The organism is Halorubrum sp. Atlit-28R, assembly GCF_003665955.1.
GTDB classification, from domain to species: Archaea; Halobacteriota; Halobacteria; order Halobacteriales; family Haloferacaceae; genus Halorubrum; species Halorubrum tropicale.
This window is the reverse complement of the sequence record NZ_QPLS01000002.1, coordinates 61,482-84,048: the sequence shown is the minus strand read 5'-3', so window position 1 is coordinate 84,048 and position 22,567 is coordinate 61,482. Positions and strand designations below refer to the sequence as shown.

Genomic DNA, 22,567 nt, shown 5'->3' with positions numbered 1-22,567 from the left:
TTAAGCGTGGTCTTGGCGGTCGAGGGCTCGCGTTGGGGGCGCGGCGCGGCTCACGACGACGGGGCGTCGGCGAACCGCCGCTCCGCCTCGGCGACCACGTCGGGGCGCCCCGCGAGCTCCACGGCGACGGTCTCGCTCCCGTAGTCGACGCCCGCGACCACGCCGCGGTCGTACGCCCACGAGAGCGCGGCCTGGGCGGCGCCGCCGTTGGGCGCCTCGACCGTCGCGGTCGCCGTCGGCAGCGCGTCGGCCACCGCGTCCGCGAGGTCGGCGAGCCCGGTCCCGTCGCGGACGCTGACCGGGACCGGCGGGCGGAGCGCGTCGACGACGGGGGCGTCCCGGGGGTCCAGGTCGGCGACCGCGTCCTCGTAGGCCTCGACCGCGGCCGCGAGCCCGTCCGCTCCGACCTCGTCGGCCTTCGACAGCACGGGGATCACCGGCCCGTCGGTCGCCTCGATCGCCGACAGCGACGCCGTGAGCTTCCGGCGGAGGTCGGCACGATCGTCGCTCGCGTCGACGACGAGCACCGCGCAGTCGGCCGCCCGGATCGCGTCGATGGTCGTCCGGAACGAGCGCACCGACTCGTGAGGGAGCCCGTCGAGGAAGCCGACGGTGTCGGTGAGCAGCGCGCGCCGCCCGCCGACCGTCGCCCGGCGCGTCGTCGTCGAGAGCGTCTCGAACGGGCGGTCGGCGACCGCGAGCGGGCCGTCGCGGTCCGCCGGTTCCCCCTCGCCGTTGTCGTCGCGGTCGGCGTCACGAGGCCCGCCCCCGTCGCCGAACTCGGGGTCGTCGACCTCGTCGGCGAGCCGGCGGGCCAGCGTCGACTTCCCGGCGTTCGTGTACCCCGCGAGCGCGACGAGGTCGAACCCGGCGTCGCGGCGCTCCGCCCGTCGGGCCGCCCGGTCGTCGGCTATCTCGTCGAGCGCGCGCTCGGCCGACTCGATCCGCTTCTCGACGTCGAGCACGCGGCTGTCGCCCTCCGGCTGGAGGCGCACGTCCTCGCTCGCGTCGCGGGCGACCGCCTCCTGGAGCCGGGGGAGCTCGTAGCGCAGCCGCGCCAACTCCAGCTGACGGTCGGCCGCGCGCGAGTCGGCGGCGTCGGCGAACAGCTCCAACGCGAGGCGCGGGCGGTCGATCACCGCGGTCCCGGACGGCAGCAGGTCGCCGAGCGAGAACGTCTGTCCCGGTGACAGCCCCCCGTCGTAGATCACCGCCTCGGCGCCCGCGTCGGCCGCGAGCCGCATCAGCTCCTCTGCCTTCCCGCGGCCGAGGTCGTAGGTCGGGTCCTCGCGGCGCCGCTGTGTGACCTCGCCGACGACCGCGTAGCCGGCCGCGGCGGCGAGGTCCCGGATCTCCGCCGTGTCAGGCGGCTCGCCCTCGGACCGGGCCGCGACGACGGCGGGGGTCGCGTCGGGATCGGCGGGGTCGAGAGGGGAGGTGTCGATCGATTCGGCGGTCTCGTTCGTCGTGGCGTCGTCTCGTGACATTCGGTCGGGCGCTCGCGTCGGCCCGGAGAGGGGAGCGTCTCGCGCTCCGGTCGCGGTGCTGCGGCGCGGGCGACCGACCCCGCTTCGCGGACGGGGCGGCCGCGTCGCGACGCGGCGGTACCGTCAGCAGCCGTCGACGAACGAACTGGTCTCCATACCTCCAACTCCGCGGGCTCGCACATAAGCGTTCACCGGAAACGCGGTGTGGTACCGAGACGCGGAAACGTGGGTGTCAGAACGGCGCGCCGGTCAGGGGATGCGAACGTCGTGTTCCAGCGTACCGACGCCCTCGACCTCGACCTCGACGGTGTCGCCGTCGGCGAGCGCGCCGACCCCCTCGGGGGTGCCCGTCGCGATCGCGTCGCCGGGTTCGAGCGTGAGGTACGTCGTGATCTCCTCGATCAGCGTCGGCACGTCGAAGATCATGTGCTCGCGGTCGCTCGACTGCTTCGTCTCGCCGTTGACGCGGAGCTCGACGCCCGCGTCAGTGGGCACCTCGTCGGGCGTCGCGAGGACCGGGCCCAGCGGCGCCGCGCCGTCGAACGCCTTCCCGCGCACCCAGTTCTGCTCGCGGTTCTGGTCGTCGCGGTTCGACACGTCGTTCATACAGGTGAACCCGGCGACGACGTCCATCGCGTCGGCGGCGTCGACCGCCTTACACTGCTCGCCGATCACGACCGCGAGCTCCGCCTCCCAGTCGATCCGGTCCTTGCCGGCGGGGACGGTCACGGTGTCGCCGTGGCTCGCCACCGCGTTCGGCGGCTTGAGGAAGAGCAGCGGGCGGTCGGGCACGTCGTTGCCGAGCTCCTCGGCGTGGTCAGCGTAGTTGCGCCCGATACAAACGATCTTCGACGGGTCGGTCGGCGCGAGCACGTCGATGTCGGGGTCGGAGAGCGCGTACTCCTCGCCGCCGAAGGCGACCGTGTCGGTCGCCGGGTCGTACTCGCCCTCGCGGATCGATCCGGCCGGGTCGCGGAACCGTGCGCGGTACATACGCGGCCGAACGGGCGGCCCCCGGAAAAGCGTTCCCGGAGAGGCAAGCGACGACCGTGACAGGGCGTGCTCGCGGGCTCACTCGGTCGAGTCGGTCGCCTCGCGGACCGAGTCGGTCGCCGCCGCGTCCGTCGCGTCGCCGTCCGCGGCGTCGACGGTGGAATCCTCGTCCGCGGCGTCCGTCTCCGAGCCCTCGTCGGCGAAGCGCGAGTCGGTGGCTTCCCCCGCCTCGCCCGTTACTTCGTCGAGCGACGGCGCCCCGACGCGGTCCCCGAACAGCTCGGAGCGCGCGCAGTCGGCACAGTAGTGGTTGTGGCGGATCGCGTGGGTGCGGACCGGCACGCCGGCGACGACCGTCTCGTCGCGGCGACGCCTGACGAGGCCGCGCTCGAACGCCTCGCCGCAGACGACGCAGGACTCGTCGACGGACTCCGGGGGTCGAACGACCCGGTGATCGACCGTCCGCTGCCGGCCGAAATCGGTGAGTCCGTGCCGTCGACCGAGGCGGCGCCTCACGGCCGGCGCGGCCCCCGCCCCGAACAGGGCGAACGCGAGCCCGACCAGCGCCACCGGCGGGGTGCCGGACTCGAACGAGAGGAACGCGATCCAACCGCCGATCAGCAGCAGTAACCCGCTCAGGAGGTACGCGGAGACGGTTTCGACCGTCCCCCCGCTCTCCACGCTCGACGGAAGGCGAGCGCGCGTCTCGTCGCCGCGCACGAGCCGCCGTCGCTCGGCCAGCTTGGAGTAGTGCCACCAGCCGTACAGCAGGTTCCCGATCCCGCTGGTGAAGAGGAACAGGAGGATGTGGACGCCGACGGAGCCGATTCCCCTGTCGACGAGGATCACCCGGTCGCCGGCGTCCTGTTCGATGTCCCACCCGGCGTCGAGGTGGTCCTGGACGCGGCGGCGGAAAGCGCGCTCGCTCTCGTCCGGCGACGAGGTCGAGCGCGACGTGGACCGGTCGTCCGACCGCTCCGACCGGCCGCTCGACCGCTCGGACGCCGCGGATTCGCCGCCGGACCGCGACGCGCCGCAGTTCGAACAGAACCGGTCGTCGTCGTCGAACGCCGCGCCGCAGTCGGCGCAGTACGCGGGGCCCGCGGCGCCGTCGAGGTCGGCGCCGCAGTCGGGGCAGAAGCTCGCCCCGTCCGGCACCGCCTCGCCGCAGGCGGGGCAGGCGGCCGGCGGGCCGCCGGGCTCGCTGGTCTGGGAGGGCATCTACCGGACGTTCGCGTCCGTTCCGGTTAATCGCTTTCGCCGACGGGCGACGGCCTCCGCGGCGTCGAGTTTTATTACGACGCGCCGAGACGTACGGAACGGACCATGGAACTCACCTGGCACGGCCACTCCACGTGGCACGTCGTCGTCGAGGACACGGAGCTGCTCATCGACCCGTTCTTCGACAACCCGAAGACCGACGTCGACCCCGCGGACCTCGACCCCGACTACCTCCTGTTGACCCACGGACACGCGGACCACATCGGCGACGCCGCCGAGTTCCCGGACGCGACGGTGGTCGCAACCCCGGAGCTGACCGGCTACGTCCAGGAGAACTTCGGCCACGAGCACACGCTCCCGGCCGGCGGCATGAACATCGGCGGCACCGCCGAGTGCGGCGACGCGTGGGTGACGATGGTCCGCGCGGACCACTCGAACGGCATCGAGAACGACCCCGACTACTCCGCCGGCATGCCGACCGGGTTCGTCGTCGGCGACAAGAAGCCGACCCAGGAGTCGGACCCCGACTGTACCACGTTCTACCACGCCGGCGACACGGGCTTGATGTCCGAGATGGTCGACGTGATCGCCCCGTACCTCGAACCGGACGCCGCCGCCCTGCCCGCCGGCGACCACTTCACCATGGGGCCCGCGGGCGCCGGCATCGCCGCCGACTGGGTGGGCGCCGACGTCGTCTTCCCGATGCACTACGACTCGTTCGGGCCGATCGAGATCGAGACCCGCGAGTTCGTCAACGAGGTGACGGCCGCGGGCGCCGCCGCCGAACCCGTCGTCTTGGAGGGCGACGAGACGTACACGCTCGACTGAGGGGGCGACGACCCCACCGGTGATTCCGCCATTTTTCGCAGCGTTCCCGTCCGGAGCGACGCGACCGCGCTGTATCGACCCCGTCCGTCCCCCGGCACTCACGTCCCGTGTCGGCAGCCTTTAGCGGCGGGAGGACGAAGGGTCGGTCGACTATGGCAGACATCGAGACGTCCACGGTTTCCGAGGAAGGGTACGCCAGCACCAGCCAGGTCGGCGAGTTCGACCTCCAGATCGACGCCACCGACGAGACGGGCCCGAACCCGAACGCGACGCTCGTCGCGACGTACGCCTCCTGTTACCTCCCGGCGCTCCGCGTCGGCGGGAGCCAGCGCGGCGAGGAGGACCTCGGCAAGATCCAGATCGACGCGAGCGCCGACCTCGACGACGAGGACGACCTCGAATCGATCGCCTTCGACGTCCACGTCGAGGCCGACCTCGACGACGAGACCGCCGCCGACATCGCCGAGCGCGCCGAGGGCATCTGCCACGTCCACAGCGCGCTCCGCGAGGAGCTCCACGCCGACGTCAGCGTCTACTCCGGCGCGTTCTGAGGCTGGACTCCCGCGTCGACGCCCGCTTTTTTTCGACCGTCCCCGCCCGCTCAGTCCCGCGGCTCCGCCTCTTCGGCGACCGGGCCCGAGGGGTCGGCGGGCGGCGCGGGCCCGTCCGCGTCCGCCCCCGGGCGGTCGAGCCCGGTGAACTCGAACCGAGCGCCCCCGCGTTCCCCCTCCGTCACGGCCACCTCCCAGCCGTGCGCCTCGGCGATGCGCTGGACGATGGAGAGCCCGAAGCCGGTGCCCGTCTCGGAGGTGGTGTAGCCGCTCTCGAACACCCGGTCCCGCTCGTCGGCGTCGATCCCGGGGCCGTCGTCCTCGACGTAGAACCCGTCCGGGAGGTCGCCGACGACGACGCGCTGCCCGCCGTGTTCGGCGGCGTTTCGATACAGGTTCCCGAGGAGCTGCCGGACCCGGCCCGGGTCGGCGCATATCTCCCCGTCGGCCTCCACCACGACCTCGACCGGCGCGTCCGGCTCGTCCCCGCCGGCCGCGTCGTCGCCGAACGGGTCCTCGCCGTCCGCCGATCCGAAGGCGTCGTCGCTGTACCCGGCGGCCAGGTCGCCGAGGTTGACGGGGTCGAACGACCCGACCGCCTCGCCCTGCTTGGCGAGCGCGAGCACGTCCTCGATCAGCCGCTCCATCTCGTCGAGCGCGCGCTCGCAGCGGTCGAAGTAGGAGTCGGTCCCCGTCTCGCGCGCGAGCCGGAGGTACCCCGAGAGGACGTTGAGCGGGTTCCGGAGGTCGTGCGAGACGATGTTCGCGAACTCGTCGAGCCGCTCGTTCTCCCGCTCGATGCGGCGCTCGTACGCCTTCCGCTCGGAGATGTCGCGGCTGCTCGCCAGGAACCGGTCCTCGCCCTGGACGTCGATGCGCCGCACGTGGACCTCGGCGGGGAACGTCGAGCCGTCGGCACGGGCGAACGTCGTCTCCAGTCGGACCGTCTCGTCCACCTCCAGGCCCTCCCAGAGCCGAACCCCCTCCTCGGGGTCGAGTTCGGCGTCGACCTCCCACACGTCCATCCCGACTATCTCCTCGCGGTCGTACCCGAGCGCGTCGGTCATCGCGCGGTTGGCGTCGACGATCGACCCCGCTTCGTCGTGGATGTCGACCATGTCCGGCGAGCGCTCGAAGAGGGCCTCCAGGCGCGCGGAGGTGCGTTCGAGCCGACGCTGTCGGCGCCGCTCGGCGGTGACGTTGCGGGAGATGCCGAGCACCCCGTCGAACTCCCCGTCGATGACGAGCCGTGTCAGCCCGTAGTCGACGATCGCAGCGGGCTCGTCCGGGAGGTCGACTTCGACCGTCCCGGTCAGCGAGTCGCGCTCGCCCTCGACGAGTTCGCCGTACTCGTCGCCGTCGGCCGCCTGAATGCGCTCGACGAGGCGGCTCTCGCGGCCGACGAGCGACTCCGGGTCGGTGCCGAACACGTCGGCGATGTGGTCGTTCGCGAGCGCGATGCGGCCGTCGGCGTCGTAGATACACACCGACTCCGGCAGCTCGTCGACGATGCGGCGGTAGCGTTCGAGCTCGCGCTCGCGCTCCTTCTCTTCGGTGACGTCGATGTGGATCCCGACGGCCCGGAGGGGCTCGCCGTCCTCGGTCCGCTCCACGACGCGGCCCCGGTCGCGGATCCACTTCCAGTCGCCCGACGTGGTCCGCATGCGGAAGTCGCTCTGGTAGGGGTCGGTCTCGCCGGCGAAGTGCGCCTCGATGGCGTCCCAGGCGTCGTCGATGTCGTCGGGGTGGACGCGGTCCTCCCACGTCGACAGGTCGAAGTCGATCTCGTCGATGTCGTGGCCGAGCATCCCCGCCCACCGGTCGTCGAACCGGACTTCGTCCGTCCGCACGTTCCAGTCCCAGACGCCGACGTCGGCCCCTTCGACGGCAAGCTGGAGCCGCTCCGAGACCTCCCGGAGCTCCCGCTCGCGCTCCCGGCGCTCCGTCACGTCGCGGAAGTACAACGCCAGCCCGTCGGCGGTCGGGTAGGCGTTCACCGCGAGCTCCGCGTCGAGGCGGTCGACGTGGTGCTCGAACTCGGTCGCCTCGCCGGTCTCGACGACCTCGCGGAGCGCCGCCTCCGCCTCGGTGCCGGCGACCTCCGGGAACAGCTCCCAGATCCGCTCGCCGAGCAGCGCGTCCGCGTCGCGCTCGACGAACCCCGCGGCCCGCTCGTTGAGGTAGGTCAGCCGCCACTCCGAGTCGACCTGACAGAACGCGTCGCTGGTGCGCTCCAGGTGCGCGGCCAGGCGGCGACCGCCGCGCGCCTCGGAGACCGCGTCCGCGACCGCGCTCGCGAGCCGCGCGAACTCGTCCGCCGGCTCGTCCCGTCGGACGTACTCGTCGACGCCGGCCGAGACGGCGTCGCTGGCGACCGCCTCCGACCCCGACCCGGTGAAGAGCACGAACGGCACGTCGCCGTGGCGGTCGCGGACCGTCTCTAACAGCCCGACGCCGTCGACCTCGGGCAGTTCGTACCCGGAGACCACGCAGTGGAACGACGCCGACGACAGCGCGTCCAGCGCCGACTCGGCGCCCTCGACCGTGACCGCCTCGAACCGGTCGTCGCGCGCTTCGAGCCGCGAGGCCGCCGTCTCGGCGAACGCCGGTTCGCCGTCGACCACGAGGACGCGTACGAGCGACGCCCCTCGTCCCCCCTCGTCGCCGCCGACTCCGTCCGCTTGACTCATCTGCGTAGCTGTTTTCTACTCGACATGATAACCGTTTCGCTCGGTTTCATCGGACGACCGTCGAAACGGAAATGCCGGAGCCGACGGGGAGGACCGCCGTCTCCACGGCGTCGTCCGAGCGGACGGTCCCCACGTACTCGCCGACGCCGCGCGTCTGGGCGTCGACGGCGGCGTCCGGGAGCGGCTCGCCGGCCTCGAAGTGCGCGACGAGGTCGCCGAAGTCGATCGGGCCCCGGGCGATGTTGTCGGCGACGACCACGCCGCCGGACCGGACCTTCGGGAGGACGGCCCGGTAGGCGTCCGCGTACCGCTCCTTCTGGTGATCGATCAGCACCACGTCGAAGGGGCCGTCGTAGCGGTCGACGGTCTCCATCGCGTCCCCGACCTCGAAGGTGACGCGGTCGGCGTACCCGCCCTCGGCGGCGAACGAGACGCCGCGTTCGGCCTCGTCTGCGTCGAACTCGGTACACACCACGTGCCCGGCGCCGCCACGGAGGAACCAGGTGGCGGAGTAGCCGAAGCCGGAGCCGAACTCGAAGGCGCGGTCGGCGTCCGTCAGTCGCGCGAGCAGGCGGAGGACCGCCCCCGCCTCCGGCCCGATGATCGGGAAGCCCCACTCGTCGGCGAGGTCGGCCATCTCCGCCTGCGTCTCGGTGTGTTCCGGCGCCGTCGCGGCCAAGAACCGACGCGCGGGGTCGGTGAGCACGTCCATACCGCCGTCTCGGACGCGTGAAACTTAAATCGGACCGGCGGGCCGGCCGGGCCGAGCCCGGCCCGGGCGCTCGGCGACCCTGAAAACTGTTAAGTCCCGCTCGGTCGACCGGTTGAATAATGTACGATCCTGAGGAACTCGCCGCGATCCGGGAGGCCAAGGAGTCGTGGGAGGACGGGACCTACGGCGACACTGTCGAACGGTTCGGCGAGCGCGAGGAGACGTTCACCACCGACACCGGGGGCCAGGAGGTCGACCCGCTGTACACGCCCGCCGACGTCGACGTGGACTACCGGGAGGACCTCGGTTACCCCGGGGAGGAGCCGTACACCCGCGGCGTCTACTCGACCATGCACCGGGGGCGGCTGTGGACGATGCGCCAGTACGCGGGGATGGGCACCGCCGCGGAGACGAACGAGCGCTTCCGCTACCTCATCGACGAGGGCTCGTCGGGCCTGTCGATGGCGTTCGACCTCCCGACGCAGATGGGATACGACTCCGACGCCGCGATGGCCGAGGGGGAGGTCGGGCGGTCGGGCGTCGCCATCGACACGCTCGACGACTTCGAGACCGTCTTCGACTCCATCCCGCTCGACGAGGTCTCCACGTCGATGACGATCAACGCCCCGGCGGCCGTCCTCCTCGCGATGTACGTCGCGATGGGCGACGAGCAGGGCGTCCCGCGCGACCAGCTCCGGGGGACCATCCAGAACGACATCATGAAGGAGTACATCGCGCGGAACCTCTACATCTACCCGCCGAAGCAGTCGATGCGGCTGATCACGGACATCTTCGAGTTCTGCGCGGCCGAGACGCCGAAGTTCAACACCATCTCCATCTCCGGCTACCACATCCGCGAGGCCGGCTCGACCGCGGCCCAGGAGATCGCCTTCACCCTCGGCGACGGCATCGAGTACGTCGAGGCCGCCCTCAACGCGGGCCTCGACGTCGACGAGTTCGCCCCGCAGCTCTCCTTCTTCTTCAACGCCCACAACAACATCTTCGAGGAGGCCGCGAAGTTCCGCGCCGCACGGCGGATGTGGGCGCAGATCATGGACGAGCGCTTCGGCGCGGAGAACCCGAAATCGAAGCAGCTGAAGTTCCACACCCAGACCGGCGGGTCGACGCTCACCGCCCAGCAGATCGAGAACAACGTCGTCCGCGTCTCGTATCAGGCGCTCGCGGCGGTCCTCGGCGGCACCCAGAGCCTCCACACGAACGGGAAAGACGAGGCGCTCGCGCTCCCGACCGAGAAGTCCGTGCGCACCGCGCTCCGCACGCAGCAGATCCTCGCCCACGAGTCCGGCGCGGCCGACACGATCGACCCGCTCGCGGGCTCGTACTACGTCGAGGACCTCACCGACGGGATCGAGGAGGAGGCGTTCGAGATCCTCGAAGAGGTCGACCGCCGCGGCGGGATGTTAGAGGCCGTTGAGAGCGGCTGGGTCCAGCGGCAGATCCAGGACGTGGCCTTCGAGCGCCAGCGGGAGATCGAGGAGGGCGAGCGGATCATCGTCGGCGTCAACGAGTTCGAGGTCGACGAGGAGCCGGAAATGGACTTGGAAGAGGTCGACCCCGAGCAGGAGCAGAACCAGCGCGACCGGCTGAACGAGGTGAAGGCCGAGCGCGACGACGACGCGGTCGACGAGGCGCTCGCGGGGCTCCGCGAGGCCGCGCAGGGGTCCGAGAACGTGATGCCCCACGTCGTCGACGCGGTGAAGGCGTACGCGACGGTCCAGGAGATATCGGACGTGCTCCGCGACGAGTTCGGCGAGTACAAGCCCGGGCGGTGAGCGGGAAGGCGGCGGCGACGGTTCCGAGCCGCCCCCGGCGGCGCGCTCAGTCCGCGCCCCTGACGACGTGGCCGTACTTCAGCGCCGCGACGAAGACCCCGCCGCCGACCGCGTTGCCGACGGTCGCGAGCGCGAGGAACGAGAGGTAGTCGGCGATCGATATCGCGGGCGAGGAGAACAGCCCGAACAGTACCTCCACGTTGCCCGCGATCGAGTGCGGCAGGTGGAGCATCCCGATGGTGCCGGTGACGATGAAGACGAGCAGCAGGCGGCCGGTCGTCTCCTGGGCGGCCGTGATCAGCCACGCCAGCAGCCCCATCAGCCACCCGGCGAACACGCCGCCGACGAACAGCCACGTGAGGTCGTGGGTGACCAGCTTGAGCGCGATCTCCTCGAACGCCGCGGCCTCGACGACGCCGAGCCCGGGCGTCAACAGGGTCGCGAGCAGGGCGAACGACAGGCCGCCGATCAGGTTCCCGACGTACACCAGCCCCCAGAGGCGGCCCAGCTGGCCGAGCGAGGCCTGCCCGTCCATCACGGGGATCACGGCGAGCATGGTGTGTTCCGTGAACAGCTCCGACCGACCGAGGATGACGAAGACGAACCCGACGGAGTAGACGGTCGCCAGCAGCAGCTCGGTCCCGAGGTCGCCGTATCCGCCCGGCGACAGCGTCAGTACGACGGCCATCAGGAGGGGACCGAACCCGATGTCGAGCCCGGCGGACAGCCCGGAGAGCAGCAGCCCGGACCGCTCGCGGTTCATCTCGTGGACGGCGCTGTCGAGGATCGAGTCGAGGATCGTCCGCGACGTCTTCTGCTCTAAGGCCGTGTCGGGGTTCTGGTCGCTCACGGGATGGCTCTGCCGCCCGTTGTCACTGGAGCTACCCAACACTTTCCATCGGTCGACCGGGCTGCCGGGACCGACAGTCGCCCGCGTCCCCCGACCGCGTTCCCGCTCGGTCGCGCCGCCCGGGGCCATTTATGTCCGCGCGCCGCGACGGTCGGGTATGCGCTTCGATCACGTCGGTGTCGCGACGCGGGACGCCACGGCGCTCGCGGACCTGTTCGGCGGCCTGGTCGACGCCCCGGTCGCCCACGAGGAAACGTTCGACGGGATGCGCGTCGTCTTCCTCGAACTCGACGGCGGCGGCTACTTCGAGCTGCTCGAACCGGACGCCGGCGGGACCATCGCGGACTACCTCGACCGCGAGGGACCCGGCGTTCACCACGTCGCGCTCGCGGTCGACGACCTCCCGGCCGCGCTCGACGACGCCCGCGACCTCGGCATCGACCTCGTCGACGAGGAGCCGCGCCCCGGCGCGTGGGGCCACGAGGTCGCCTTCTGTCACCCGCGCTCGACGGGCGGCGTGCTGGTCGAGTTCGTCGAGCACTGAGGCGGCCCGTCGGCGCCGAGAAACCGACGGCGCGGCTCAGTTCCCGGACTCGGCCTCGACCGCCGGGTCGTGGGTCTCGTACCAGTCGAGGATCTTCTCCAGCCGATGGATCGCGCGGTCGGGGTCGCCGATGTTGTGGTGTTCGTCCGGGTAGACGACCAGCTCTGCGTCGACCCCCTGCTTGCGGGCGGCGACGTACAGCTGCTCCGACTGCGAGGGGGGACAGCGCCAGTCCTCGCCGCCGGCCATGACGAGCAGCGGCGTCTCGATGTTCCCGGCGTCGAGGATCGCGGTCGACGCGTCGAACGCCTCGGGGTTCTCCCACGGGAGCCCGAACTCCGCCTCCATCCAGACGTGCGTGTCGTCCGTGCCGAACGCCGACCGGATGTCGTAGATCCCGTGTTCCGGCGCCGCGGCGGCGAAGAGGTCCGGCTCCTGCGTGACCAGGAACCCCTGCGCGATGCCGCCGTACGAGAAGCCGTGGCCGAACACGCGGTCGGGGTCGACCCAGCCGCGGTCCGCGAGCGACTCGACGCCCGCGGCGATGTCGTCGACCTCCGCGGTGCCCCACTTGCCGGTGAGCTCGGCGGTGAACTCGCGGCCGCGCGAGGTGCCGCCGCGGTAGTTCGGGCGGAAGACGAGGTAGCCCCGGCTCGTCAGCGCCGCGTGACCGAAGCTGAAGACGGGCTCGTCGTACGACATGGGCCCGCCGTGGATGGCCACCACGAGCGGGTGGTCGCCGGACTCGGGGTCGACCTCGGGGTCGTGGTAGAGCACGCCGTCGAGCGTCCAGCCGTCGGACTCCCACTCGACGCGCCGCGCCTCCGGGACCGCGAACTCGTCGACGAGCGACTCGTTGACGCGGGTGAGCCGCCGGAAGGAGTCGGGCTCCGTGGCCGCGTCGAGGTCGTCGACGTCGACCGCGTACAGGTCGGTGCCCTCGGTCGGGTCGGAGAGGACGACGACCGCCGTCGACCCGTCGTCGGCCACGTCGACCCCGGCCATCGCGCGGTCGCGGCCCTGCGCCTCGAAGACGCGCTCGACGGTGCCGTCCGTCTCGAGGCGGACCAGCCGCGTCTGGCTCTCGTCGGCGATCCGGGCGTATATCTCGCCGTCGACCCACGCCGGCTCGCCGCCGCGGGCGACCGTCCGGTCGAGCGCGGCGGTGAGGGAGGGGGGCTCGCCGCGGGCGTCCGCCTCGTCCGCTGCGTCGACGAGGTACACCTCCGCCGGGGCGGGCGGGTCGTCGGGGTCGCTGGCTACCGTCGCGATCCCGTCGCCGTCGGGGCGCCACGCCGGCGCGCCGTGGGTCAGATCGCCGCCCGTGAGCCGCTCGGCGTCGCCGCCGTCGGCCGGGACCGCGTAGAGGTCGCGGACGGAGGTGTCGTCCGGGCGGTCGAGCCGGCAGGAGGTGAACGCGATCCGCCCGTCCGGGCCCCACGTCGGGTCCATCCCGGCGATGTCCTCGAAGGCGCCGCCGCCGTAGGCGTCGTCGAGCCGGCGGGGGTCGCTCCCTGGGTCGTCGAGGTCGACGACGAACAGGTACCGCGTCACCTCGTCGGTCCAGCCGGCGCCGTTGACCTTGTGCTGAAGCCGGGTCGTCTCGATGGGGCCGCCCTCCTCGCGCACCTGGTCGAGGTACTCGGACTCCTCGTCGGTCGGGTCGCGCGACTCGATCACCAGGCGGTCGCCCGAGGGCGACCAGTCGAAGTCCGCGACGCCCTCGTCGCGCTCGGTGGCCTGCCGCGCGTCGCCGCCGAGCGCGAGGTCGAAGATCCACACCTGCGGCTTGGGCCCGTCGTCGCCGTTTTCGAGGGGTTCCTCGCCGTCGCCCTCGCTCTCGGCGTCCGCGTCCTCGTCCCCGCTTTCGGCGTCCTCCTCGTCCCCCTCGTCGTCTCGGTCGCGCCAGCCCACCCGCTTCTCGGCGTCGCGGTCGCGAGCGGCCACGAACGCGAGGCGGTCGCCGTCGGGCCCCCACGACGGCGCGGAGGCGCCGGAGGCGCTCGTCAGGCGGTGCGGCTCGCGGGAGCCGTCGATCGGGGCGACGAAGAGGGAGGAGACCGCCTCGTCCGCGGCCTGGTCGTACTCGGTCGCGGTGAAGGCGACGCGGTCGCCGGTCGGGGAGACGGCGACCTCGCCGATCTGGGTCAGGTCGTAGTACGCGTCCAGCGGCAGTTCCGACATGAACGCACCCAGCGGCGGGCGGAGGAAATACGTTCGGGCCGCGGAACCTCGGCGACCGAGGGAGCGCGGTCGCCGGCGACGCGGGCCGCGAGGGCGACCGACTTAACCGCGACGCGACCGCACCGCCGGTCGTGTTCCGCGACCTCTCGCGACCGATCGAGACGGGGATGCCGACCTACCCCGGCGACCCCGACGTGACGCTCGCGCCCGCCGCGACCCACGAGGCCGACGGCTACGCGACGAGCGAGCTCCGGACCGGAACGCACGCGGGAACGCACGTCGACGCGCCGCGGCATACGGTGCGCGGGGGCGAGTCGATAGACGAGCGAGCCGTCGGCCGGTTCGCGTTCGACGCCCGCCTCGTCGACCCCCGCCCGCTCGAGCCGCGGGAGCCGATCCGCCCCGGCGCGCTCCCCGAACCGGACGCCCTCGACCCCGCGGTCGACCTCCTCGTCCTCCGGACCGGCTGGGAGTCGCACTGGGGGACCGACCGATACCGCGACCACCCGTACCTGACCGCGGCGGCCGCGGAGCGGTGTCGGGAGGCGGGCGTCGGCGTCGGGCTCGACGCCTTCGGACCGGACCCGACGCCGACGGCGGGCGGAGGGGCAGACGGGGGAGCGAGTGAGGACGGCGAGCCCCGGGGGACCCCTGCCCACGACGCCCTCTTGGGCGCCTCGCTCCCGGTCGTCGAGAACCTCTGCGGCCTCGACGGCCTCCCGGCGCGGTTCCGGCTCTCCGCCTTCCCGCTCCGGCTCCGCGGCGCAGACGGGTCGCCGGTGCGCGCGGTCGCCGAGTGGGAGGATTAGACGGACGCGGACCGCCGCGCGGGCCGGCTCGCGGGCGGCCCAGACCAAACCCGTTTTAAGCGTCGGCGACGAACCGCGTCTCAAGGTCGATATCCATGGAAATGCCACGCCGCTTCAACACGTACTGCCCCCACTGTGACTCCCACCAGGAGCACGAGGTGGAGAAGGTCCGATCGGGTCGCGCGACCGGAATGAAACGCGACGCGCGACAGCGACGCCGCGCGCTCGCGACCATCGGCAACGCCGGCGGGTACTCGAAGGTGCCCGGTGGCGACAAGCCGACGAAGAAGACCCACCTGAAGTACCGCTGCGGCGACTGCGGGAAGGCCCACATGCGCGAGGGATGGCGCGCCGGCCGTCTCACGTTCCAGGAGTAAGCATGGCGGGAGACTTCCACCGCGTCGCCTGCGGCGACTGCGAGAACGAACAGGTCGTCTTCGGCAAGGCCTCCTCGACGGTGTCGTGCGCGGTCTGCGGCACGACCCTCGCGACCCCCACCGGCGGGGAGGCGGAGCTTCACGGCGAAATCGTCGAAACCGTTGAGGCGCGGTAACCGCCTCACCGCTCCGTCATGAAGTACAGCGGCTGGCCCGAACCCGGCGAGTTGGTGGTCGGCGACGTCGACGAGATCGCCGACTTCGGCGTGTTCGTCGACCTCGACGAGTACGAGGACAAGCGCGGCCTCTGCCACATCAGCGAGGTCGCGTCCGGCTGGATCAAGAACGTCCGCGACCACGTCCGCGAGGGACAGACGGTCGTGGCGAAGGTGCTCGAGGTCGACGAGTCGTCGAACCAGATCGACCTCTCGATCAAAGACGTCAACGAACACCAGCGCAAGGAGACGATCCAGGACTGGAAGAACGCCCAGAAGGCCGACAACTGGATGGAGATCGCGCTCGGCGAGGACGTCGACGACGACCGCTACACGTCGGTCGCCAACGCGCTCCTCGCGGAGTACGAGAGCCTCTACGACGCCTTCGAGGCGGCGGCGATCCGCGGCGACGAGGCGCTCGACGACGTCGACGTCGACGCCGACACCGTCGACGCGGTCGTCGCGGCCGCCCGCGATAACGTCTCCGTCCCGTACGTCGACGTGACCGGCTACGTCGACCTCGAATCGGCGGCCCCCGACGGCGTCGACGACGTGCGCGACGCGCTCGCCGCCGCCGAAGGGAACGGCGAGGTCCCGGACGGCGTCGACCTCGACGTCGGCTACGTCGGCTCGCCCGAGTACCGGATCAAGGTCCGCGCGCCGGACTACAAGACGGCGGAGTCGCAGCTCGAAGCCGCCGCCGAGCGCGCCCGCGAGGCGATCGAGGCCGCCGGCGGCGCCGGCGAGTTCCACCGCGAGCGGCGCGAAGACGACGAGTAACTCGGTCCGACCCGACGCTTTCCATCCGTGAAATCAGATATCCGCGTCTGCGCGAACTGGGCGGCCGCTCACGAGCGGCCGGTGTACGCGCTCGGCGAGCGCTGTCCGGTCTGCGGCGGCCCGACCGAGAACAGCGCGCCCGCGCCGTTCGGCCCGGAAGACCCGTACGGCGAGTACCGACGGCGGGCGCGGCGACGCGGCTCGGAGTAGGCGCGGACGCCGCGGCGGCGTCCGGGCTGTCCTCGTGACCGCTCGATCGCGAGCCACCGGAATAGCCACGCTCTTGTGACCGCCGCCCGGACGGACGGGGTATGGAGGACATCGAGATCGACGAGGTCGCGACGCCGGAGCTCACGGACCCGGTGTTGATCGAGGGGCTGCCGGGCGTCGGGCACGTGGGGAAGCTGGCGGCCGAACACCTGCTGGAGGAGTTCGACGGGGAGCTCGTCCGCCGGGTGTACGCCACGGAGTTCCCGCCGCAGGTGAACGTCGACGACGGGGGGGTCGCGGAGCTGACCTGCGCCGAGTTCCACGCCGTCGAGACCGACGGCGCCGACCTGCTCGTGTTGACCGGCGACCACCAGGCCGGGTCGAACGCGGGCCACTACAAGCTCACCTCGACGTTCCTCGACGTGGCCGAGGCGTTCGGGGCTGAGCGCGCGTTCGCGCTCGGCGGCGTTCCGACCGGCGAACTCGTCGAGGAGTACACGGTCCTCGGCGCGGTCTCCGACGGCGCGCTCACGGAGGACTTGGAAGACGCCGGCGTCGAGTTCCGCGCCGACGAGCCGGCGGGCGGCATCGTCGGCGTCTCCGGGCTCGTCCTGGGGCTCGGCGGTCGCCGCGGGTTCGAGGCCGCCTGCCTGATGGGCGAGACGAGCGGCTACCTCGTCGACCCGAAGAGCGCCCGCGCCGTGCTGGAGGTCCTAGAGTCCGTCCTCGACCTCTCCGTCGGTTACGAGAGCTTAGAGGACCGCGCCGAGGAGATGGAGGAAGTCGTCGGCAAGATCCGCGAGATGCAGGAGGGACCGGCGGTGCCGGACGACGACCTGCGTTACATCGGCTGACCGGACGCGACCGCCGCGACCCGCTCGTTCTCTGCGGGGCCGTTCGTTTCCGCCGGAGAACCGGAACTCCCGCTTCCGGCAGAGATAAATCACGTCCCCGATCATCGTTCGTGTATGACAGAGGTACGCGTCGCCGGGGTCGGGCTCACTCCCTTCGGCAGTCACCCGGAGCGCACCGGCCGCGATCTGTTCGGGGAGGCCGCGCTTCGGGCGTTCGAGGACGCCGGCGTCGACAGGGCCGACGTCCAGGAGCTGAACTACGGCAACTTCATGGGGGCGCTCGCCGAGCACCAGGGCCACCAGGCGCCGCTGATGGCCGAGGCCGCCGGGGTGCGCTGCCCGGCGACGCGCTACGAGTCGGCGTGCGCGTCGGCCGGCGTCGCGGTCCGGGAGGCGGTCCGGACGGTGGCCGCGGGCGACGCGGACGTGGTCCTCGCGGGCGGGATGGAGCGCATGACGAACCTCCCGACCGCCGAGGTCACCGAGGGGCTCGCCATCGCGGCCGACGACCTCTTCGAGGTGCGGTCGGGCGTCACCTTTCCCGGCGCCTACGCGCTCATGGCGAACGCCTACTTCGACGCCTACGGCGGGAGCCGCGAGGACCTGGCGCACGTCGCGTCGAAGAACCACGCCAACGCCGTGCCCAACGAGTACGCCCAGTACCGGAAGGAGGTCTCCGTCGCGGAGGCGATGGACGCGCCGCCGGTCGCGGAGCCGCTCCACCTGTACGACGCCTGCCCGATCACCGACGGCGCGAGCGCGCTCGTGCTGGTCTCCGCGGAGTACGCGGAGCGGAACGTCCTCGACGCGCCGGTCGCGGTGACGGGCACCGGACAGGGGACCGACCGGATGGCGCTCGGCGACCGCGACCGCCTCGCCCGGACGCCCGCCGCGGACGACGCCGCCGACGCGGCCTACGCCGACGCCGGCGTCGGGGCGAGCGACGTCGACGTCGCGGAGGTCCACGACTGCTTCACCATCGCCGAGGTGCTGGCGCTGGAGTCGCTGGGGCTGTTCGAGCCGGGCGAGGGGATATCGGCCGCCCGCGAGGGGGTCACGACCGCCGACGGCGACCTCCCGGTGAACCTCTCGGGCGGGCTGAAGGCGAAGGGCCACCCGGTCGGCGCGACCGGCGGGTCGCAGATCGCCGAGCTGACCCGCCTTCTCCGCGGGGACCACCCCAACAGCGAGCACGTCCCCGACGCCGAGGTCGGCGTCGCGCACAACGCGGGCGGGACCGTCGCCAGCGCGGTCGTCCACGTGCTGGAGGTGGCGGAATGAGCGACGCGGACACGGGCGGGGAGGCCCCGCCGACCGACCGCGACTACGCCGAGTGGCTCGACGCGCTCGCGGACGGCGAGGGGTTCGCGCTCGCGTGTCCGGACGGCCACGGCTCGCTCCCCCCGCGCCGCGTCTGCCCCGAGTGCGGGTCGCCGGACCTCTCGCGGGAGCCGCTCCGCGAGACGGGGACCGTCGAGACGTACAGCGTCGTCCACGTCCCGTCGCCCCGCTTCGCCGACGACGCGCCGTACGCGACCGCCGTGGTCGACTTCGGCCCGACGCGGCTGACGGGGATCGTCCGCGGCGACGACTCGGACGAGGACGCCGCCCCGGACGTGGCGATCGGTGACGCGGTGACGGCCGCCGTCGGCGAGCGGGCCACCGACGGCGAGCGGCTCGTCGTCTTCCGTCCCGCGCCTGACCGGTCCCCGGACGAGTGAGCCGAGCGCGAGCGCGTCGAGCCACTCGGCGTAGTCGCGGGGCGAGTGAACGCCGCCCCGGAGCCGACGTCGCTCGCGGCCTTCCCCGTCGATTTTCGGGGTCCGAGGCGCGGACGGGCAAAACCATTATACGCGAATGGTAAGTATTCCGAGCGTATGCCCGACCGCATCCCGGTCCTCCTCGTCGACGACGACCCGGACCTGCGAGAGGTCACCGCCTCGTACGTAGAGCGCGAGGCCGACCGGATCGCGGTCGAGACGGCGCCCGACGCGGACGCCGGGCTCGACGCCCTGGCGGACGGCGAGTTCGAGTGCGTCGTCTCGGACTACGAGATGCCCGGCCGGGACGGGCTGGCGTTCCTCGCCGCGGTCCGCGAGCGCTGCCCGGACCTCCCGTTCATCCTCTTCACCGGCCGGGGGTCCGAGGAGGTCGCGAGCGAAGCGACCTCCGCCGGCGTCACCGACTACCTCCAGAAGCGCGGCGGCACGGAGCGGTACGAGCGGCTGGCGAACAGGGTCGTCGAGGCCGTCGAGAAGCGGCGGGCCGAACGGGAGGCCGAGGAGGCCGTCGGTCAGTTCCGCGCGGTCGCGGAGGGGGCGTCGGACGCGATCCTGTCGGTCGACACCGACGGGGTGATCGAGTTCGCGAACCCGGCCGTCGAGTCGGTGTTCGGGTACGAGCCGAGCGAGTTGGAGGGCGAACCGCTGACGACGCTGATGCCCGACCGGCACCGGAACGACCGCCTCGGGGCGGTCGAGCGATACCTCGCCACCGGCGAGCGGAGCGTCGACTGGTCGGACGTTCGGTTCGACGCGCTCCACCGCGACGGTCACGAGGTCCCGGTCTCGCTGTCGTACGGCGAGTTCACCGCGGACGGCGAGCGACACTTCGTCGGCGTGATCCGCGACGCCACCGACCGCGACCGCCACCGGGCGTTCATCGAACACGCCAGCGACGTGGTCGCCGTGCTGTCGCGCGACTGGCGGTTCCGGTACCTGAGCCCCTCTTGCGAGCGCGTGACCGGCCACGCCCCGTCGGACCTGCTCGGCGAGCGGTCGCTCGACTACGTCCACCCGGAGGACCGGGAGGCGGTCAGGGCGGCGTTCGGCGAGCTGGACGCCGAGGGCGGCCCGCCGACGGCCGAGTACCGGTTCGAGACGGCCGACGGCGAGTACCGGTGGCTCGAATCGGTCGGGAGCGAGCGGATCGAGACGGACGCCACCGAGGGATACGTCGTCACCACGCGGGACGTCTCCGAGCGGAAGGAGCGCGAGCGGACCCTCGCCCGGCTCCGCGAGTGGACCCGGGACCTCAACTACGCCCGGACCACCGAGGAAGCGGCCGAGCTGGCGGTGGACGCGGTCGACGACCTGATCGACGCGGGACTGAGCGGGATCCACCTCCGCACCGAGGAGGGTGACCGCCTCGAACCGGTCGCGCTCGGCCAGTCGGTGCCCGCGCTGTTCGAGGAGCAGCCGTCGTACGACCGGGACGCGCCGCCGGGGACGCGGGCGGCGATGGCGTGGGACGCCTACCGGAGCGACGAGTCGCTCGTCGTCGACGAGCTGTCGGCGTACGAGCCGCTCGACGAGCCCTCGCCGGCGGAGAGCCTCGTGTTGCGCCCGATCGGGGGCCACGGGCTGTTCGTCGTCTCCTCGCCGGAGCCGAACGAGTTCACCGACACCGACGTGCTCGTGGCCGAGATCCTCACCGGCCACCTCGAGGCGGCGTTCGACCGCATCGAGCGGGAGAGCCGCGTGGAGCGGCTCCACGACGCGACTCGGACCCTCGTCCGGGCGGACTCGCGGGAGGAGATCGCGGAGCGGGCGGTCGAGGCCGCCACCGACGTGCTCGGGTTCTCGATCGTCACGGTCCGGATCCACGACGAGGACGCCGGCGGACTGGTGCCGATGGCCGTCTCGCCGAAGGCGGTGGACCTGCTGCCGGAACGGCGGACGTACACCCCCGACGGGGGGAGCCTGAACTGGGGCGCGTTCGACGCCGGCGAGCCCCGGAAGTTCGACGACATCCGCGAGACCGAGGCGCTCGACGCCGACACGGACCTCCGCAGCCTGCTGATCGTCCCGATCGGCGACTACGGGACGATATCGGTCGGCGAGACGGAGCCCGGCGTGTTCGGCGGCGTCGACGAGTACCTCGCCGGAATCCTGGCGACGGCGGCCGAGACGGCGTTCCAGGCCGAGGCGCGCACCCGCCGGCTTGCGGAGCGGACGTCGGAACTGGAGCGACAGAACGACCGCTTAGAGGAGTTCGCGGGGGTGGTGTCACACGACCTGCGGAACCCGCTGGAGGTCGCGCGCGGCCGGACCGAACTCGCCCGCGAGGAGTGCGACAGCGACCACCTCGCGGCCGTCGAGCGCGCGCACGGCCGGATGACCGCCCTGATCGACGACCTGCTCACGCTCGCCCGCGAGGGCGACCCCGTGACCGACCCCGACCCGGTGGACCTGGGCCGGGTCGTCGGCTCCTGCTGGCGGACGGTCGACACGCGGAACGCGACGCTGCGCGCCGACGCAGAGGGGATGATCCTCGCGGACGAGGGACGGCTCAAACAGCTGTTAGAGAACCTGATGCGGAACGCGATCGAACACGGCGGCGACGACGTGACGGTCGCGGTCGGGACGCTGCCGGACGGCTTCTACGTGGTCGACGACGGCCCGGGCATCGACCCCGACCGCCGGGAAGACGTGTTCGAGGCGGGGCACACGACCTCGCAGTCGGGAACCGGGTTCGGGCTGCGTATCGTCGAGCAGGTGGCCGACGCGCACGGCTGGTCGGTGCGGGCGGGAGCGAGCGAGGACGGCGGCGCGCGGTTCGAGATCACCGGCGTCGAGTTCGAGGAGTGAGCCGGTCCGAACCGGGCGCGAGCAGGGGAGCAGAGGGGCGGCGTCGCCCGTGTAATCGCGGCCGAGCGGACTCGATCAGTCCCGCGTGACCAGTTCGACCTCGTGGCCGTCTTGGTCCTTGGTGAACGCGTAGTTGTGGTCGCACGAGGCGGGGTCGCGGTAGTCGGGCGCCTCGCGGGTCATGAGGTCGTCCCACGCCTCGTCGAGGTCGTCGACGCGCACCGCGACGTGGCCCCAGCCGTCGCCCATCGTGTACTCGCGGCCGTCGTAGTTGTAGGTGAGTTCGAGCTTCATTTCCTCCTCGGCCGCGTCCTCGGGCGCCACGAAGTAGTTCGAGAAGGTGTCGGCCTCCCAGCGGCCCGGGTACTCCGTGTACTCGAACTTCCGGGTCCAGTAGCCGAGCGCCTCGTCGGCGTCCTCGACGCGGATCATCGTGTGGTCGATGCTCCACTTCGCGCCGTGGTCGCGCTTGACGATCTCGATCTCGTGGCCGTCGGGGTCCTTCACGAACGCGTAGCGGTTCCCGCAGGACTCGGGGTCGCGGTAGTCCTCGACGCCCTCGTCCATCAGCTGGTCGTACGACTCCTGGAGCGCGTCCTCGGGGACGCGGACCGCGATGTGGCCCCAGGCGTCGCCGATCTCGTAGCTGCGGCCGTCGTGGTTGTACGTGAGCTCTAAGAGTGCGCCGTCCTCGTGAACGTCCTCGGGGCCGAGGAACACGTTCGTGAACGTGTCCGCCTCCCAGCGGCCCTTCTCCTCGTAGTTCAGGTGCGTCTGGTACCAGTCGAGGCTCTCCTCTAGGTCCTCGACGCGGATCATCACGTGATCGAAGGTTCCGTCCATGGGCGGGAAATCGGCCGCTCGGGTCAAAAGCGTACTG

21 protein-coding genes are annotated in these 22,567 nt (G+C 72.0%); 13 read left to right on the top strand and 8 right to left on the bottom strand.

Annotated elements, in window-relative coordinates; translation table 11 throughout:
• Positions 1-50: 50 nt before the first annotated feature.
• The 3 genes from DVK06_RS03950 to DVK06_RS03940 form a co-directional block, all read right to left on the bottom strand.
• Positions 51-1,487, bottom strand: a complete 1,437-nt coding sequence (locus DVK06_RS03950) for a GTPase (protein ID WP_121599373.1) — start codon at positions 1,485-1,487, stop codon at positions 51-53.
• A 249-nt stretch (positions 1,488-1,736) separates the two neighbouring features.
• Entirely contained in the window at positions 1,737-2,480 is a 744-nt protein-coding gene (locus tag DVK06_RS03945) for a fumarylacetoacetate hydrolase family protein (protein ID WP_053771199.1), read from the bottom strand.
• Between the two features lie 78 nt (positions 2,481-2,558).
• A complete protein-coding gene (locus DVK06_RS03940; protein WP_121599372.1) occupies positions 2,559-3,701 on the bottom strand; it encodes a zinc ribbon domain-containing protein in 1,143 nt (380 codons plus the stop codon).
• 105 nt (positions 3,702-3,806) lie between these two features.
• On the opposite strand from DVK06_RS03940, the gene DVK06_RS03935 reads away from it, so the two are divergent.
• A complete protein-coding gene (locus DVK06_RS03935; protein ID WP_121599371.1) occupies positions 3,807-4,529 on the top strand; it encodes a metal-dependent hydrolase in 723 nt (240 codons plus the stop codon).
• A gap of 152 nt (positions 4,530-4,681) precedes the next feature.
• A complete protein-coding gene (locus DVK06_RS03930; RefSeq protein ID WP_121599370.1) occupies positions 4,682-5,080 on the top strand; it encodes an OsmC family protein in 399 nt (132 codons plus the stop codon).
• Positions 5,081-5,130: 50 nt separating this feature from the next.
• Here the strand turns inward: DVK06_RS03930 and DVK06_RS03925 are convergent, their stop codons facing one another.
• Together DVK06_RS03925 and DVK06_RS03920 are read right to left on the bottom strand one after the other, a co-directional pair.
• Positions 5,131-7,770 (bottom strand): PAS domain S-box protein, encoded by a 2,640-nt coding sequence (locus DVK06_RS03925; protein ID WP_121599369.1) that lies wholly within the window; start codon positions 7,768-7,770, stop codon positions 5,131-5,133.
• Positions 7,771-7,816: 46 nt separating this feature from the next.
• Positions 7,817-8,482: an O-methyltransferase gene (locus tag DVK06_RS03920; RefSeq protein WP_053771194.1), complete on the bottom strand. Its 666-nt coding sequence runs from the start codon at positions 8,480-8,482 to the stop codon at positions 7,817-7,819.
• Between the two features lie 119 nt (positions 8,483-8,601).
• Here DVK06_RS03920 and DVK06_RS03915 point away from each other — a divergent pair, with 119 nt between their 5' ends.
• Positions 8,602-10,275, top strand: coding sequence for a methylmalonyl-CoA mutase (locus DVK06_RS03915; protein ID WP_121599368.1), 1,674 nt, complete (start codon positions 8,602-8,604; stop codon positions 10,273-10,275).
• A gap of 46 nt (positions 10,276-10,321) precedes the next feature.
• Here the strand turns inward: DVK06_RS03915 and DVK06_RS03910 are convergent, their stop codons facing one another.
• Positions 10,322-11,125: a formate/nitrite transporter family protein gene (locus DVK06_RS03910; RefSeq protein ID WP_053771192.1), complete on the bottom strand. Its 804-nt coding sequence runs from the start codon at positions 11,123-11,125 to the stop codon at positions 10,322-10,324.
• A gap of 157 nt (positions 11,126-11,282) precedes the next feature.
• Here DVK06_RS03910 and mce point away from each other — a divergent pair, with 157 nt between their 5' ends.
• The gene (gene mce, locus DVK06_RS03905; protein WP_053771191.1) at positions 11,283-11,669 is read left to right on the top strand and encodes a methylmalonyl-CoA epimerase; all 387 of its coding nucleotides are present in this window, start codon (positions 11,283-11,285) and stop codon (positions 11,667-11,669) included.
• A gap of 36 nt (positions 11,670-11,705) precedes the next feature.
• Here mce and DVK06_RS03900 read toward each other — a convergent pair whose 3' ends face one another.
• Positions 11,706-13,853 carry a S9 family peptidase gene (locus DVK06_RS03900; protein WP_121599367.1) on the bottom strand — a complete coding sequence of 716 codons (2,148 nt, stop codon included), beginning with the start codon at positions 13,851-13,853 and terminating at the stop codon, positions 11,706-11,708.
• A 131-nt stretch (positions 13,854-13,984) separates the two neighbouring features.
• Between DVK06_RS03900 and DVK06_RS03895 the strand changes: the two genes are divergently transcribed.
• The 9 genes from DVK06_RS03895 to DVK06_RS03855 all read left to right on the top strand — a co-directional run bounded on the left by DVK06_RS03895 (position 13,985) and on the right by DVK06_RS03855 (position 21,687).
• Positions 13,985-14,662, top strand: a complete 678-nt coding sequence (locus tag DVK06_RS03895; RefSeq protein WP_121599366.1) for a cyclase family protein — start codon at positions 13,985-13,987, stop codon at positions 14,660-14,662.
• Positions 14,663-14,757: 95 nt separating this feature from the next.
• Positions 14,758-15,039: a 50S ribosomal protein L44e gene (locus DVK06_RS03890; protein ID WP_053771189.1), complete on the top strand. Its 282-nt coding sequence runs from the start codon at positions 14,758-14,760 to the stop codon at positions 15,037-15,039.
• Positions 15,040-15,041: 2 nt separating this feature from the next.
• Positions 15,042-15,215 carry a 30S ribosomal protein S27e gene (locus DVK06_RS03885; RefSeq protein WP_004595868.1) on the top strand — a complete coding sequence of 58 codons (174 nt, stop codon included), beginning with the start codon at positions 15,042-15,044 and terminating at the stop codon, positions 15,213-15,215.
• Positions 15,216-15,233: 18 nt separating this feature from the next.
• Positions 15,234-16,034, top strand: a complete 801-nt coding sequence (locus tag DVK06_RS03880) for a translation initiation factor IF-2 subunit alpha (protein ID WP_121599365.1) — start codon at positions 15,234-15,236, stop codon at positions 16,032-16,034.
• Positions 16,035-16,061: 27 nt separating this feature from the next.
• Positions 16,062-16,244 carry an RNA-protein complex protein Nop10 gene (locus DVK06_RS03875; protein WP_053771187.1) on the top strand — a complete coding sequence of 61 codons (183 nt, stop codon included), beginning with the start codon at positions 16,062-16,064 and terminating at the stop codon, positions 16,242-16,244.
• 101 nt (positions 16,245-16,345) lie between these two features.
• Positions 16,346-17,098: a proteasome assembly chaperone family protein gene (locus tag DVK06_RS03870; RefSeq protein ID WP_121599364.1), complete on the top strand. Its 753-nt coding sequence runs from the start codon at positions 16,346-16,348 to the stop codon at positions 17,096-17,098.
• Between the two features lie 114 nt (positions 17,099-17,212).
• Complete coding sequence (locus DVK06_RS03865) at positions 17,213-18,379, top strand: thiolase domain-containing protein (protein WP_121599363.1); 1,167 nt, start codon at positions 17,213-17,215, stop codon at positions 18,377-18,379.
• On the top strand, positions 18,376-18,819 hold the full coding sequence (locus DVK06_RS03860) for a Zn-ribbon domain-containing OB-fold protein (RefSeq protein ID WP_121599362.1): 444 nt from the start codon (positions 18,376-18,378) through the stop codon (positions 18,817-18,819). The genes DVK06_RS03865 and DVK06_RS03860 overlap by 4 nt, the downstream gene beginning before the upstream one ends.
• Before the next feature lie 156 nt (positions 18,820-18,975).
• Positions 18,976-21,687: a PAS domain S-box protein gene (locus tag DVK06_RS03855; RefSeq protein WP_121599361.1), complete on the top strand. Its 2,712-nt coding sequence runs from the start codon at positions 18,976-18,978 to the stop codon at positions 21,685-21,687.
• Between the two features lie 75 nt (positions 21,688-21,762).
• Here the strand turns inward: DVK06_RS03855 and DVK06_RS03850 are convergent, their stop codons facing one another.
• A complete protein-coding gene (locus tag DVK06_RS03850) occupies positions 21,763-22,530 on the bottom strand; it encodes a VOC family protein (protein ID WP_121599360.1) in 768 nt (255 codons plus the stop codon).
• Positions 22,531-22,567 lie beyond the last annotated feature (37 nt).

What these genes read in the sequence shown, in the direction of transcription:
- DVK06_RS03950 (WP_121599373.1), bottom strand. Translation starts at nt 1,487, where the DNA reads ATGTCACGAGACGACGCCACGACGAACGAGACCGCCGAATCGATCGAC.
- DVK06_RS03945 (WP_053771199.1), bottom strand. Translation starts at nt 2,480, where the DNA reads ATGTACCGCGCACGGTTCCGCGACCCGGCCGGATCGATCCGCGAGGGC.
- DVK06_RS03940 (WP_121599372.1), bottom strand. Translation starts at nt 3,701, where the DNA reads ATGCCCTCCCAGACCAGCGAGCCCGGCGGCCCGCCGGCCGCCTGCCCC.
- DVK06_RS03935 (WP_121599371.1), top strand. Translation starts at nt 3,807, where the DNA reads ATGGAACTCACCTGGCACGGCCACTCCACGTGGCACGTCGTCGTCGAG.
- DVK06_RS03930 (WP_121599370.1), top strand. Translation starts at nt 4,682, where the DNA reads ATGGCAGACATCGAGACGTCCACGGTTTCCGAGGAAGGGTACGCCAGC.
- DVK06_RS03925 (WP_121599369.1), bottom strand. Translation starts at nt 7,770, where the DNA reads ATGAGTCAAGCGGACGGAGTCGGCGGCGACGAGGGGGGACGAGGGGCG.
- DVK06_RS03920 (WP_053771194.1), bottom strand. Translation starts at nt 8,482, where the DNA reads ATGGACGTGCTCACCGACCCCGCGCGTCGGTTCTTGGCCGCGACGGCG.
- DVK06_RS03915 (WP_121599368.1), top strand. Translation starts at nt 8,602, where the DNA reads ATGTACGATCCTGAGGAACTCGCCGCGATCCGGGAGGCCAAGGAGTCG.
- mce (WP_053771191.1), top strand. Translation starts at nt 11,283, where the DNA reads ATGCGCTTCGATCACGTCGGTGTCGCGACGCGGGACGCCACGGCGCTC.
- DVK06_RS03900 (WP_121599367.1), bottom strand. Translation starts at nt 13,853, where the DNA reads ATGTCGGAACTGCCGCTGGACGCGTACTACGACCTGACCCAGATCGGC.
- DVK06_RS03890 (WP_053771189.1), top strand. Translation starts at nt 14,758, where the DNA reads ATGGAAATGCCACGCCGCTTCAACACGTACTGCCCCCACTGTGACTCC.
- DVK06_RS03885 (WP_004595868.1), top strand. Translation starts at nt 15,042, where the DNA reads ATGGCGGGAGACTTCCACCGCGTCGCCTGCGGCGACTGCGAGAACGAA.
- DVK06_RS03880 (WP_121599365.1), top strand. Translation starts at nt 15,234, where the DNA reads ATGAAGTACAGCGGCTGGCCCGAACCCGGCGAGTTGGTGGTCGGCGAC.
- DVK06_RS03870 (WP_121599364.1), top strand. Translation starts at nt 16,346, where the DNA reads ATGGAGGACATCGAGATCGACGAGGTCGCGACGCCGGAGCTCACGGAC.
- DVK06_RS03865 (WP_121599363.1), top strand. Translation starts at nt 17,213, where the DNA reads ATGACAGAGGTACGCGTCGCCGGGGTCGGGCTCACTCCCTTCGGCAGT.
- DVK06_RS03860 (WP_121599362.1), top strand. Translation starts at nt 18,376, where the DNA reads ATGAGCGACGCGGACACGGGCGGGGAGGCCCCGCCGACCGACCGCGAC.
- DVK06_RS03855 (WP_121599361.1), top strand. Translation starts at nt 18,976, where the DNA reads ATGCCCGACCGCATCCCGGTCCTCCTCGTCGACGACGACCCGGACCTG.
- DVK06_RS03850 (WP_121599360.1), bottom strand. Translation starts at nt 22,530, where the DNA reads ATGGACGGAACCTTCGATCACGTGATGATCCGCGTCGAGGACCTAGAG.